The organism is Inquilinus sp. CA228, assembly GCF_052078665.1.
In the GTDB taxonomy this organism is placed as follows: Bacteria; Pseudomonadota; Alphaproteobacteria; order DSM-16000; family Inquilinaceae; genus Inquilinus.
Map to the genome: position 1 here is coordinate 14,221 of NZ_JBQJIK010000032.1, position 12,530 is coordinate 26,750.

The window sequence follows — 12,530 nt, forward strand, 5'->3', positions numbered from 1 at the left end:
TCCGGCCGAGGAGCCCATGTCCGTCGTCGCCCGCGAGATCCGCCTGAAATCCCGCCCCGAGGGCCTGCCCGGCCCGGAGAATTTCGAGCTGGCGGAACGGCCGCTGCCGGTGCCGCAGGCGGGGCAGCTGCTGGTCCGCACCCTGTGGATGTCGGTCGATCCCTATATGCGCGGCCGCATGGCCGACCGCCCCAGCTACATCCCGCCCTTCCGCCTCGGCGAGGCGCTGGAAGGCGCCGCGATCGGCGTGGTCGAGCAGTCCGGCGCCGAGGGCATCCGCCCGGGCGACCTGGTCAGCCATTTCGCCGGCTGGCGCGACCGGGCGCTGATCGATGCCGCTTCCGCCATCCCGCTGGACCCGGCCGGCGTGCCGGTGCAGGCCTGGCTCGGGCCGCTCGGCTTCCCCGGCCTCGCCGCCTATGTCGGGCTGTTGCGCCTCGGCAAGCCGAAGCCGGGCGAGACCGTGTTCGTCTCCGCCGCCGCCGGCGCGGTCGGCGCCGTCGCCGCCCAGATCGCCCGGATCCGGGGCTGCCGCGTCATCGGCTCCGCCGGCTCGGAGGAGAAGGTCCGCTGGCTGCGCGAGGAGGCCGGCCTCGACGCCGTGATCAATTACCGCAGCAGCGGCGACCTGACCCGGGCCCTGGCCGAGGCGGCCCCGGACGGCATCGACGTCTATTTCGACAATGTCGGCGGCGACCATCTCGACGCGGCGCTGGCCCTGGCCAATCCCTTCGCCCGCTTCCCGCTCTGCGGCATGATCGAGCGCTACAATGCCGGCGCCCCCCTGCCCGGCCCGCGCAATATCTTCCGGGTGATCGAGCGCAGCCTGACGCTGCAGGGCTTCATCGTCTCCGACCATCTCGACCTGCTGCCGGACTTCGCCCGCGACATGCGGCGCTGGATCGCCGAGGGCCGGATGCTCTGGCGCGAGACCGTGGTCGAGGGGCTGGAGCGCGCGCCCGAGGCCTTCATCGGCCTCTTCGCCGGGGAGAATTTCGGCAAGATGCTGGTCAAGCTGGCGGACCGATAGCGGAACAAAGCACGGGCACCGCGGGTTGCCTGACCCGTCCCGTCCTGCCTGAGAGCCAGATGACCCGCCGCCTCCTGCCGATCGCCCTCGCCGCCGCCCTGCTCGCCGCCGGTTGCACCAATATGAGCCGCGAGGCCCAGGGCACGCTGAGCGGCGCCGGCATCGGCGCGGCGGGCGGCGTTGCCCTGACCGCCCTGACCGGCGGCAGCCTGCTGGCCGGCGGCGTGATCGGCGCCGCGGCCGGCGGCGTGGCCGGCAACCTGAAGAGCAAAGGCTACTGGTGACCCAGCCCGGCGGAACCTCTCCCGCTTCTCATATCCGGACACGCAGCCCCTCCCCCGCGCGATCTATCATTTGATTCTCCTCCCGAAAGGAGGAAGACTAGTTTCGTCATTTCAGTCGGGAGGAAATAATGGCCCTAATATCCATTAAACCCCTGCTTGTCGGCGCCGTGCTGATCGCCGCCGCAGCCGCGATGCCGGCCCGGGCCGGGGATGTCCCGCTGGTCACCGGCGAGCACTGGAGCAAGGCGTCCGAGGCCGAGAAGAAGGCCTTCCTGGTCGGCGCCGCCAACGTCATCTCGGTCGAGTACGAGCTGCGCAAGGATGACCGCCGCGCCCGGCCGGGCATGATCAACGCCCTGATCACCAAGCTGGAGCCGATGTCGCTGACCGACATCTCCAGGGGCGTCGACGACTATTACGCCGCCCATCCGGACCAGCTGTCGCGGGCGGTGGTCGAGGTCATCGTCACCGACGTGGCCAAGGTCGAACCCCGGCGGAAATAGGGAGGGCGCGATGATGAAGCGGATTCTTCTGCCCGTGGCGCTGTGCGGCGCGCTGCTCGCCGGGGCCTGCAGCAACATGACCCGCGAGGAGCAGACCACGCTGACCGGCGGCGCGATCGGCGCCGCCGGCGGCGCCGCGATCAGCGCGCTCGCGGGCGGCAATGCCGGCGTCGGCGCCCTGATCGGCGGCGCGGCCGGCGCCATCGCCGGCAACCTGAAGGGCAAGGGCTACTGGTGACGCCGCGGCGCGGTCCGCCGCGCCGGCGGGCCGCGCCCGGCTCGAACAGCGACAGGAGGGAGAACGATGCGCGCGATGGTCGTGCTGGTGGCCCTGGCCGGGATCGGCCTCGCGGCGGGCGCCGCGAATGCCGGCGGGTGCAGACTCGAAGGCCTTGGACAGCGGGACTCCGCACTCATGGGATGCGTCGCGGTGGTGAAGCCGGTCGTGGTCGAGGCCAAGGGCAAAGGGAAGGGCAAGGGATAGGATCGATTTCCATCCCACCGAAACCTGTCCTTGACGCGAAGCCTTTTGCCCGCGATAGAGAAGCCATGTCCGTGATCGCATCCCGCATCGTCGTCAGACGCAGCCGCATCGCCATCGGCGGGACGCCTGGACTCTGTGTGCGCTGACCCCGGTCGACGCACCGATCCCATACAGCCCCGCCGGCAACGGACGGGGCTTTTTCTTGGCCGCATTCCCGGCTTGCCGCGCACCCCGTCCGCCCCTTTCAGATGGAGTCCGCAGCATGACCCAGAACATCTACGACAACCCCGCCTTCTTCGCCGAATACAGCCGGCTGCGCCGGTCGGTCGAAGGCCTGGACGGCGCACCGGAATGGCCCGCCCTGCGCGCCCTGGTTCCGGACCTCACCGGCCGCCGCGTGGTCGATCTCGGCTGCGGCTTCGGCTGGTTCTGCCGCTGGGCCCGGCAGGCAGGCGCCGCCGAAGTGCTCGGCCTCGACGTCTCCGAGAACATGCTGGCCCGCGCCCGGGCCACCGACCCGGACGGCGCCGTCACCTACCGCCGCGAGGACCTGGAGCGGCTGGCGCTGCCGCCAGCCGCCTTCGACGTCGCCTACAGCTCGCTGGCGCTGCACTACATCGCCGACCTGGAGGGGCTGCTGGCGCAGCTGCACCGGGCGCTGGTACCGGGCGGCCGGCTGGTGGCCTCGGTCGAGCACCCGATCTACTCCGCCCCGTCCGATCCGAAATGGCTGCGGGACGAGGCCGGGCGCGACGTCTGGCCGGTCGACCGCTACCTCGACGAAGGGCCGCGCGTCACCGACTGGCTGGCCAAGGGCGTGGTCAAGCGGCACCGCACCATCGGCAGCTATGCCGGGCTGCTGCTGCGGGCCGGCTTCACCCTGTCGCATCTCGAGGAATGGGCCCCGACCGCGGAGCAGATCGCCGAACACCCGGACTACGCCATCGAGCGCGAGCGCCCGGCATTCCTGCTGCTCGCCGCCGACCGCTGAGAGGCCCCATCATGATCCGCCCCCGCAGCCTGCCCTTCCTGGTCCTGCTCGCCGCCCTGGTCGCGCTGGGCGGGCTGGCGATCGACATGTATCTGCCGGCGCTGCCGACCATCGGGGCGGAGTTCGCGACCACGCCGGACCGGGTGCAGCTGACCATGAGCATCTACCTGCTCGGCTCGGCGGCCGGCCAGCTCGTGATCGGCCCCATGAGCGACCGCTTCGGCCGGCGGCCGGTGCTGATCGGCGGCTTCCTGCTGTTCGCGGCCGCCAGCCTCGGCGCCATGTCCGCCGGCTCGATCGGCGCCCTGATCGCCTGGCGCCTGCTGCAGTCGCTGGGCGCCGCGGTCGGCGGCGTGGTGGCGGTGGCGATGGTGCGCGACAGCTACCCGGTCGAGGGCGCGGCGCGGACCGTGGCCCATCTCAGCACCATCATCGGCCTGTCCCCCGCCGTCGCCCCCTTCATCGGCGGCGCGCTGCTGGAGGTCTTCGGCTGGCGCAGCATCTTCGCCGCCCTGGCCGTGGCCGGGGTGGCGCTGGCGGGCACCGTGGCCTTCGGCCTGGGCGAGACGCGGACGGCGGGCGTCCGGCCGCCGGCCAACCTGCTGGCCCAGCTGCTGCAGAGCTACGCCACGCTGCTGCGCGACCGCCGCTTCCTCGCCTATGTGCTGTGCGTGTCCTTCGCCTTCGCCGGGCTGTTCACCTTCATCGCCGGCTCGCCCTACGCCGTGATCGAGCATTGGGGCGTGCCGCCGGCCCGGTTCGGCTTCATCTTCGCCGTGCTGCCGATCGCCTTCATGGTCGGCGCCCAGCTCAGCGCCGCGCTCGGCCGCTGGCTGTCGGTGACCAGGCAGCTGTCGCTCGGCGTGCTGCTGTGCTGCGTCGCCGGCCTGGCGCTGCCGGCGCTCTATCTGCTCGACGGCGGGCTGGTCGCCTTCATGCTGCCGGTCGCGGCCTATGTCGTCGGCGTCGGCATCATCCTGCCGCAGGGCATCGCCTGCGTCATGGCCGACCACCCGCAGATCGCCGGCGCCGCCTCGGCGGTGGCCGGCTGCACCCAGCTCGCCCTCTCCGCCGCCACCGCGGCGCTGGCGGCGGCGCTGTCCGACGGCACGCCGCTGGCAATCGCCGTGACCATGGCGCTGGTCGCCCCCGCCGCGCTGCTGGCCGAGCGCATCGCCGCCCTCACCCGCCGCCCGCAGCCGGCCTGACCCGGGCCTGCGATACTCGCTTGACCGAATGTTCCGCCTATGTTCTTCTGTCTTCGTAAGAACATAAGAGGAACATCATGAGCGACTGGACCTTCATCCGCGAGACCGTGACCCTCACCCTGCTGTTCGGCATGTGCTACGGCCTGGCCGTGTTCGGCTACGCCTGGGGGCTCTGAGCCCGCTCTACCCGATCGCGGTCGGCTCCGGCGGCAGGGGGCGGGACTTGCCCTCGCCGTCGATCGCGACATAGGTGAAGGTGCCGTCGGTGACCTTGACCACGCTGTGGTCGGTGCGCCGCTGCACGAAGGTCTCGATCCGCACCTTCATCGAGCTCCGTCCGTTCGACACCAGCTCGGCATAGCAGGAGACGGTGTCGCCGATCCGCACTGGGGCCAGGAAGCTCATCGCGTCGACCGCCACCGTCGCCGTGCGGCCCCGTGCCCGCTCATGCGCCACCACCGCGCCGGCAAGATCCATCTGCGACAGCAGCCAGCCGCCGAAGATGTCGCCGTTCGGGTTGGCGTCTTTCGGCATGGCGATGGTGCGGAGGGCCGGCATCCCGGACGGCAGCAGCAGGGTGGTCACCGATGAAATCCTAGATTTGGTTACGCAGAAGGTCGGAAGCGTCTATATGATGGAGCCAGCCCGCAGTCCCACGAGAAGACCCCGAATCCGGATCATGGCAGATCTGTTCGAGCCCGGCACCAATTCCAATGGCCGCTACACCGCCAGCGACATCGAGGTCCTGGAGGGGCTGGAGCCGGTGCGCCGCCGGCCCGGCATGTATATCGGCGGCACCGACGAACGCGCCCTGCACCATCTGGTGGCGGAGGTGCTGGACAACGCCATGGACGAGGCGGTGGCCGGCCACGCCAACACGATCGACCTGTCGCTCGACGCCGACGGCTTCGTCACCGTCCGCGACAACGGCCGCGGCATCCCGGTCGACGACCATCCGAAATACCCCGGCAAGTCGGCGCTGGAGGTGATCCTCACCACGCTGCATTCCGGCGGCAAGTTCTCGAACAAGGTCTACGCCACCTCGGGCGGCCTGCACGGCGTCGGCCTGTCGGTGGTCAACGCCCTGTCCGACGATCTGCGGATCGAGGTCGCGCGGGATCGGCAGCTCTATCTCCAGCGCTATTCCCGCGGTCTGCCGCAGGGCCCGCTGGAGCGTGGCGGCGCGGTGCAGAACCGGCGCGGCACCACCATCAGCTTCCACCCGGACCCGGAGATCTTCGGCGCCGACGCCCGGATGCAGCCCGGCCGCCTGTACCGCCTGGCGCGGTCCAAGGCCTATCTGTTCCGCGGCGTCGAGATCCGCTGGCGCTGCGACCCGGCGCTGGTGGCGGGCGACGACCGCACCCCGGCCGAGGCGGTGCTGCACTTCCCCGGCGGCCTGTCCGACTATCTCAAGGCGGCGCTGAACGACCGGCCGATGCGGACGCCGACCGCCTTCGCCGGCACCGCCACCTTTCCGGAGGGCGGCGGCCAGATCGAATGGGCCGTGGCCTGGCCCGAGGACGATGACGAGGGCTTCGTCCACACCTACTGCAACACCATCCCGACGCCGCAGGGCGGCACCCATGAGCAGGGCCTGCGCAGCGGCCTGCTGCGCAGCCTGCGCGGCTTCGCCGAGCTGGCCAACCACAAGCGCGCCGGCCAGATCACCGCCGACGACATGATGGGCGGCGTGGCGGTGCTGCTGTCGATCTTCATCCCCAACCCGCAGTTCCAGAGCCAGACCAAGGACCGGCTGTCCTCGCCCGAGGCGACCAAGCTGGTCGAGGGCACGATCAAGGACCATTTCGACCATTGGCTGTCGGCCGACCCGAAATCGGCCGAAGCGCTGCTCGAATTCCTGACCGAGCGGGCCGAGGAGCGGCTGCGCCGCAAGCAGGCCAAGGAGAACGGCCGCAAGACCCCGACCGCGCGCCTGCGCCTGCCGGGCAAGCTGGCCGATTGCAGCCGCAACGCGCCCGAGGGCACCGAGATCTTCCTGGTCGAGGGCGACAGCGCCGGCGGCTCGGCCAAGGCGGCGCGCAGTCGCGAGACCCAGGCGATCCTGCCGCTGCGCGGCAAGATCCTGAACGTCGCCAGCGCCTCGGCCGACAAGCTGGCCGGCAACCAGGAGATCGCCGACCTGACCCTGGCGCTGGGCTGCGGCACCCGCAGCCACTATGCCAGCGACAAGCTGCGCTACGAGCGGGTCATCATCATGACCGACGCCGATGTCGACGGCGCCCATATCGCGTCGCTGCTGATGACCTTCTTCTACAAGGAGATGCGCGGCCTGATCGCCGAGGGCCACCTGTTCCTGGCGCAGCCGCCGCTGTACCGGGTGCAGGCCGGCACCACCACGGTCTATTGCCGCGACGATGCGCATAAGGACGAGGTGCTGGCCGGCCAGTTCGCAGGCAAGAAGGTCGAGATCAGCCGCTTCAAGGGCCTCGGCGAGATGATGCCGGCGCAGCTGCGCGACACCACCATGGACCCGGGCAAGCGGTCGCTGCTGCGGGTCGATCTGGCGGACGACCCGGAGGACGAGATCGACGGCCGCCGCACCGCCGACCTGGTGGAGCAGCTGATGGGCCGCAAGCCGGAGCTGCGGCTGCGCTTCATCCAGCAGAACGCCGACAAGGCGACCGAACTCGACATCTGACCTGCGACATGTGACCCTGGGCACAAGCTAGGCGGGGTGGGGCGGCCTATATCGATGGAGCCGGCCGATTGGCGGCGCCCCGCGCCGCTTCATATCATCAGGCCGGCCGCAGCATCGAGAACCGATATGATCCTGCACCGCCTCCCCCTCCCCCTCGCCGCCCTTGCCGTGGCCGTGCCGATCCTGGCCGGCTGTGCCAGCGACCGCGTGGTGGTCGATGACATCAGCTCCCGCTACTCCCGGGTCGAGTTCTCGGCCGCGGCGGATGGCCGCGACCTGCGCACCGTGATCCAGGGCAACCCCTTCGGCACGCCGGGCTTCAACCAGGCGGTGCTTGGGATCATGAACCGCACCTATGTCGGGCCGAAGGCCAACTTCACCGCCACCCCCGGCCCCACGGCCAAGCGCGACTATTTCGTCTCGGTGGTGTTCAACCCGTCCCCGGACGTCGTGCCCTTCGCATTGTGCAACAGCGCACCGATCCCGACCGCAGCGCCGAACCCGGGCCAGATCACTGCCCGCGCCGCCTTCTGCATCACCGGCGGCGAAGCCACGGCCGTCACCGGCTATGTCAGCAATGTCAAGGGGTCGGACGACCCGAACTTCGTCAGCATGATCCAGCACATGATGCTGTCGATGTTCCCCTACTGATCGCGGCGCGGCGCCGGCCCGTCCGGCGCCGCCTGCGGAAGCTCCGAAAGGGAAGCTCATGATGCTGCTCCGATGCGCCCTCGCGCTCGCCGTCGCCGTGCTGGCGCTGGCCGCCTGCTCCGGGCCGCGGATCGTGCGCAGCGATCTCGGCATGATGTACTCGACCGGCGAGCTGTTCGCCGCCGCCGACGGCCGCGACCTGCGCACCGTGGTCCAGGGCAACCCCTTCGGCACCACGCCGGGCTTCGACCAGCGGGTGACCGAGATCATGACCGCCACCTATGTCGGGCCGAAGACCCGTTTCACCACCACGCCGGGGCCGACGGAGAATCACAATTACTTCGTCTCGGTGGTGTTCAACGCCCAGCCCGCGGTGAACCCCTTCGACTTGTGCGACAGGAAGACCTGGACCACGGCGCCGGCCATGCGGCCGATCGTGGTGCGCGCCGCCTTCTGCATCCTCGGCCGCGAGCAGTCGGCGGTGGCGGGCTATCTCGACCAGGCGACCGGGCCGGACGACCCGAACTTCACCGCCCTGGTCCACGACCTCACCGTCCAGCTCTTCCCCTATGTCCTGCCGGTGCCGTTCGGCCGGCCCGACTTCCCCTAGAACATGATGGTTCGGGTTGAATCGCGCCGGTCCGTCCGGGCTGGAGAATGATGCCGAACGGGCTCCGTGCGATCGCTTCGGCGTGATCCGATCCAACCTCATCCGGTTGTTAACACATTGTTCTCTTGTATTAATTTGCAATCTTGTTCATGCTACGTTCTATGGACAAGGCGCAGACCGATTCGAACTCGGAAGCCCCGTCCGCTCCCCAGGAGGAGCGGACGGCGCGGCACCTGCGCATGCTCGCCCGGGCGGCGGACGTCCATATGGAGATCATCGAGGCGACCCGCACCGAGGCGGTGGAGGCGCCGCAGCCCGGCGTCGACTATGGCCAGCGGATCGCCGTGATCACCAAGTCGCTGCGGCTGACCCTGCTGCTGGAGGACAAGCTCTCCCGGCCGCGCGAGGAGCGGCCGAAGGCCGAGGTCGGGCGGGCCGACAGATCGCGGTCACGGATGCGAGTGACCCTGGCCATGGGCGCGGCGGTCATCGACGGCGTCGAGAGCGAGGAGCAGGACGAGGCCAACCGGCGCTTCGACGAGATGGCCGAGCGGCTGGAGCGGCCGGAGTTGGCGGAGCTGATCGAGACCTGCCCGACGTCGGTCGCCGTGGACCGGCTGTGCCGGATGTTCGGGTTGCCCCTGGAGGTGGAACGTTGGATCGAGACCGGCGACGCGGCGTTGGCGGAGATCGCCACCTGGCCGTCGGACGGCGCCAATCCACCTGCGGATCCGCCTTGGCCTCGCTCCGGTGCCTCCGGCCGCAGGCCCAAGCCTCCGGACACCGGGTGACGTAGGTTGGGTTCGCTATGGGCGAACCCAACCTCCGGCCGCCATCGCGGCCCCCGATCCTGTTGGGTTCGCTGCCGCGAACCCAACCTACGAGATCCGGTTCCTTTGCCTCTCCCGCCCTGCGGGAGAGGTCGGAGGTGCTTGCGCCTCCGGGTAAGGGCCCTTTGTCGAGGCCGGGACCCGCCCCAACCCGCCAGCGCCAAAGACGCTCGACATCGGCCCCCGCCTGGATGCACTGGCCCGACCTCACTTCAGTCCGCTCTAATCCGCGAGACGCCCGAGCCAGGCCGCCAGCGCCACGTTGACCGCTTCCGGCTGCTCCATGGTCGAGAGATGACCGCTGTCCTCGACCACGACGAGTTCGGCGCCGGGGATCAGCCCGGCCATCTCCTGCGACACCGGCAGCGGCGTCAGCTCGTCCTGGCGGCCGCAGACCACCACGGTCGGGCAGCCGATGCGCGGCAGGTCCGGCCGGCTGTCAGGCCGCCCCAGGATCGCGGTCTGCTGCCGCAGGAAGGCGTCGCGGCCGATCCGCGCGGCCATCGCCATCACCCGCCCGGTCAGCACCGGATCCTCGAGCCGGGCGGGATGCAGCAGCAGCGGCAGCAACCGTGGCGTCACGCCCTTGAACTTGCCGGTCCGGGCCAACGCGAGCAGGCCGCGCCGGCGGCGACTCTGCTCGTCGGTGTCCGACCGGGCCGAGGTGTCGATCAGCACCAGGCCGGCCACCCGCTCGGGCGCCCGGCGCATGATCTCGAGCGCGACATAGCCGCCCATCGACAGCCCGGCCAGGGCGAAGCGCGGCGGCGCCGCGGCCAAAGCGGCCTCGGCCAGCCCGGCCACCGAGTCGGCCCCGGCGAGGCTGGCCACCGCCACCGGCCGCTGGGCCGAAAAGGCGTTCAGTTGCGCCGTCCACAGGTCGGCGTCGCACAACAGGCCGGGCAGGAACAGGACCGGCAGGGTCACCGCAGGAAGGCGCTGACGGTGCGGAACTCGTCGGTCGCGGCCTCGCCCAGCCATTCGAAGCAGACCATCTCGGCGGTCACGATCTCGATGCCGCCCTGCACCAGCCGCAGCTCCGACACCGCCGTGCTGCGCGGCGCCCGCGCCGTGGTGGCATCGATCGCGACCACCGGCCGGAAGCCGGCATCGTGCAGGTCGAAGGCGGTCTGCAGCACGCAGACATGGCTCTCCAGCCCGCAGATCACGATGGTGCGGCGGCCGATGCCTTCGAGATGGTCGAGCAGCGCCGGCTCGCCGACCGCGGAGAACCGGACCTTCGGCACCACCGGCGCGTCGGGCGCCAGCGCCACGAGATCCGGCAGCGTCGGGCCCAGCCCCTTCGGATACTGCTCGGCGAACAGCACCGGCACGTCGAGCGCCACGGCGCTGCGGACCAGCGTCTCGATCCCCTTCCGCGCCGCCGCGAAATCATGCATCGCCGGCACCAGCTTCTCCTGCATATCGACCACCAGCAGGACGCTGTCGTTCCGATCGAGCAGCATTCGTCACCTCTTCCCATTCATCGTCACGGCGGCATGACTCGCACCGCGCTAGGGTGAGCCATGCCCGCATGTCTCGATAGTTTCAATTGACTTGACGCGGTGTTTTCCCATTTAAAGGGCCTGCGGCGGGCCGCTCGGCGCGCCCCCATTAGTAAAGATTCCTGTACGATGCTCTTTTCGGATCTTGGGCTGAAGCCCGAAATCCTGCGCGCCGTGGACGATGTCGGCTACACCACGCCGACCCCGATCCAGGCCCAGGCCATACCTTACGTGTTGATGGGCCGCGACGTCCTCGGCATCGCGCAGACCGGCACCGGCAAGACCGCCGGCTTCACCCTGCCGATGCTGGAGATCCTCGCCTCCGGCCGGGCCAGGGCACGCATGCCGCGCTCGCTGATCCTGGAGCCGACTCGCGAGCTGGCCGCCCAGGTGGCCGAGAATTTCGAGCTGTACGGCAAGTATGAGAAGCTGTCCTACGCCCTCCTGATCGGCGGCGAGAGCTTCGAGGATCAGATCAAGAAGCTGGACCGCGGCGTCGACGTGCTGATCGCCACGCCCGGCCGCATGCTCGACCTGTTCGAGCGCGGCAAGGTTCTGCTGGCCGACGTCAAGATCCTGGTGATCGACGAGGCCGACCGCATGCTCGACATGGGCTTCATCCCGGACATCGAGCGCATCGTCGGCCTGCTGCCGCCGCTGCGGCAGACCCTGTTCTTCTCCGCCACCATGCCGCCGGAGATCCGGCGCCTGTCGGAGGCCTTCCTCAGCAACCCGAAGCAGATCTCGGTGGCGCCGCCGGCGACCACCGGCGAGTTGCTGGAGCAGCACATCGTCATCGTCGAGGCCGAGGACAAGCGCAAGGCGCTGCGTCATCTGCTGCGGGCGGAGGACGTCAAGAGTGCCTTCGTGTTCTGCAACCGCAAGCGCGATGTCTCGGTGGTGTTCAAGTCGCTGCAGAGCCACGGCTTCAACGCCGCGCAGATGCATGGCGACCTGGTCCAGTCGATGCGCAACGAGACGCTGGACCGGTTCCGGCGCGGCGAGATCACCACGCTGGTGTGCAGCGATGTCGCGGCCCGCGGCCTCGATGTCAGCGACATCGGCCATGTCTTCAACTTCGACGTGCCGATCCATGCCGACGACTATGTCCACCGCGTCGGCCGTACCGGCCGGGCCGGCAAGACCGGCAAGGCCTATTCGATCGCGGCACCCGAGGAAGGGCGCTTCGTCAAGGCGATCGAAAGCCTGATCAAGAAGCAGATCCCGGTGCTGGTGCTGCCCGAGATCGGTCTGGAAGGCTTCCTGTCCGAGGACGAGATCAAGCAGCGCGGCAGGGCCCGCCGGCGCGGCGAGCGCCCCGACGCACCCAAGCGCAGGATCCGCGACTCGGCGCCCGAACCGCGCCGCACGGAAGAGCCCCAGGCTGTCGCCGAGGAGGTCCGCGCTCCGGTCGAGGACCGGCCGCGCCGTGGCAGGCCCCGCCCCGCCGCCCCCCATCAGGCCGACTCCCGTCGCGACGAGCCGCGCCAGGCGGAGCCCGCTCCGGTCGCATCCCACCGCGGCGAAGACCGTCCGCGGCCGGTGCCGGACCGCCCGCGCCGCGACGATCGCAGCGAGGATCGGGGCCGCGATCGGCGCCATTCGCCGCGTGAGGATCGCGACGACACGCCGGTGCTCGGCCTCGGCGACCACGTCCCGGCCTTCCTGCTTCGCCCCGTGCCGCAGCGCAAGCGCAGCGCGGCGGAGGTCACCGAAACCGCCGCCTAGGTTCGCACCGCCGTGACCGGCGTTGACTTCGCCCCTTCGCTTTC

15 protein-coding genes are annotated in these 12,530 nt (G+C 70.2%); 12 read left to right on the forward strand and 3 right to left on the reverse strand.

The features are described 5' to 3' along the window. The first annotated feature begins 16 nt into the window (after window positions 1-16). The 7 genes from ACTOWL_RS17325 to ACTOWL_RS17355 all read left to right on the forward strand — a co-directional run bounded on the left by ACTOWL_RS17325 (window position 17) and on the right by ACTOWL_RS17355 (window position 4,500). A complete protein-coding gene (locus ACTOWL_RS17325; RefSeq protein ID WP_441322506.1) occupies window positions 17-1,030 on the forward strand; it encodes an NADP-dependent oxidoreductase in 1,014 nt (337 codons plus the stop codon). A 59-nt stretch (window positions 1,031-1,089) separates the two neighbouring features. Continuing rightward, entirely contained in the window at window positions 1,090-1,314 is a 225-nt protein-coding gene (locus ACTOWL_RS17330; protein WP_225766854.1) for a hypothetical protein, read from the forward strand. Between the two features lie 128 nt (window positions 1,315-1,442). Next, a complete protein-coding gene (locus ACTOWL_RS17335; RefSeq protein WP_441322507.1) occupies window positions 1,443-1,817 on the forward strand; it encodes a hypothetical protein in 375 nt (124 codons plus the stop codon). 13 nt (window positions 1,818-1,830) lie between these two features. Further along, window positions 1,831-2,055: a YMGG-like glycine zipper-containing protein gene (locus ACTOWL_RS17340; protein ID WP_441322508.1), complete on the forward strand. Its 225-nt coding sequence runs from the start codon at window positions 1,831-1,833 to the stop codon at window positions 2,053-2,055. Window positions 2,056-2,121: 66 nt separating this feature from the next. After that, window positions 2,122-2,301, forward strand: a complete 180-nt coding sequence (locus ACTOWL_RS17345; RefSeq protein ID WP_441322509.1) for a hypothetical protein — start codon at window positions 2,122-2,124, stop codon at window positions 2,299-2,301. Window positions 2,302-2,563: 262 nt separating this feature from the next. Further along, window positions 2,564-3,292 (forward strand): class I SAM-dependent methyltransferase, encoded by a 729-nt coding sequence (locus ACTOWL_RS17350; RefSeq protein WP_441322510.1) that lies wholly within the window; start codon window positions 2,564-2,566, stop codon window positions 3,290-3,292. An 11-nt stretch (window positions 3,293-3,303) separates the two neighbouring features. Continuing rightward, window positions 3,304-4,500 (forward strand): multidrug effflux MFS transporter, encoded by a 1,197-nt coding sequence (locus ACTOWL_RS17355; protein ID WP_441322511.1) that lies wholly within the window; start codon window positions 3,304-3,306, stop codon window positions 4,498-4,500. Window positions 4,501-4,683: 183 nt separating this feature from the next. Here the strand turns inward: ACTOWL_RS17355 and ACTOWL_RS17360 are convergent, their stop codons facing one another. Then, a complete protein-coding gene (locus tag ACTOWL_RS17360) occupies window positions 4,684-5,085 on the reverse strand; it encodes an acyl-CoA thioesterase (RefSeq protein ID WP_395678233.1) in 402 nt (133 codons plus the stop codon). A gap of 94 nt (window positions 5,086-5,179) precedes the next feature. On the opposite strand from ACTOWL_RS17360, the gene parE reads away from it, so the two are divergent. The 4 genes from parE to ACTOWL_RS17380 all read left to right on the forward strand — a co-directional run bounded on the left by parE (window position 5,180) and on the right by ACTOWL_RS17380 (window position 9,214). Then, window positions 5,180-7,162, forward strand: coding sequence for a DNA topoisomerase IV subunit B (parE, locus tag ACTOWL_RS17365; protein ID WP_441322512.1), 1,983 nt, complete (start codon window positions 5,180-5,182; stop codon window positions 7,160-7,162). Window positions 7,163-7,288: 126 nt separating this feature from the next. Further along, window positions 7,289-7,813, forward strand: a complete 525-nt coding sequence (locus ACTOWL_RS17370) for a hypothetical protein (RefSeq protein WP_441322513.1) — start codon at window positions 7,289-7,291, stop codon at window positions 7,811-7,813. A gap of 61 nt (window positions 7,814-7,874) precedes the next feature. Beyond that, window positions 7,875-8,423, forward strand: a complete 549-nt coding sequence (locus ACTOWL_RS17375; protein WP_441322514.1) for a hypothetical protein — start codon at window positions 7,875-7,877, stop codon at window positions 8,421-8,423. Window positions 8,424-8,572: 149 nt separating this feature from the next. After that, window positions 8,573-9,214, forward strand: a complete 642-nt coding sequence (locus ACTOWL_RS17380) for a hypothetical protein (protein ID WP_441322515.1) — start codon at window positions 8,573-8,575, stop codon at window positions 9,212-9,214. 261 nt (window positions 9,215-9,475) lie between these two features. Here the strand turns inward: ACTOWL_RS17380 and ACTOWL_RS17385 are convergent, their stop codons facing one another. Both ACTOWL_RS17385 and ACTOWL_RS17390 read right to left on the reverse strand, forming a co-directional pair. Next, complete coding sequence (locus ACTOWL_RS17385; protein WP_441322516.1) at window positions 9,476-10,180, reverse strand: alpha/beta fold hydrolase; 705 nt, start codon at window positions 10,178-10,180, stop codon at window positions 9,476-9,478. Next, the gene (locus ACTOWL_RS17390; RefSeq protein WP_441322517.1) at window positions 10,177-10,719 is read right to left on the reverse strand and encodes an isochorismatase family protein; all 543 of its coding nucleotides are present in this window, start codon (window positions 10,717-10,719) and stop codon (window positions 10,177-10,179) included. The genes ACTOWL_RS17385 and ACTOWL_RS17390 overlap by 4 nt, the downstream gene beginning before the upstream one ends. Before the next feature lie 168 nt (window positions 10,720-10,887). Between ACTOWL_RS17390 and ACTOWL_RS17395 the strand changes: the two genes are divergently transcribed. After that, entirely contained in the window at window positions 10,888-12,486 is a 1,599-nt protein-coding gene (locus tag ACTOWL_RS17395; RefSeq protein WP_441322518.1) for a DEAD/DEAH box helicase, read from the forward strand. The last annotated feature ends 44 nt before the right edge of the window (window positions 12,487-12,530 follow it).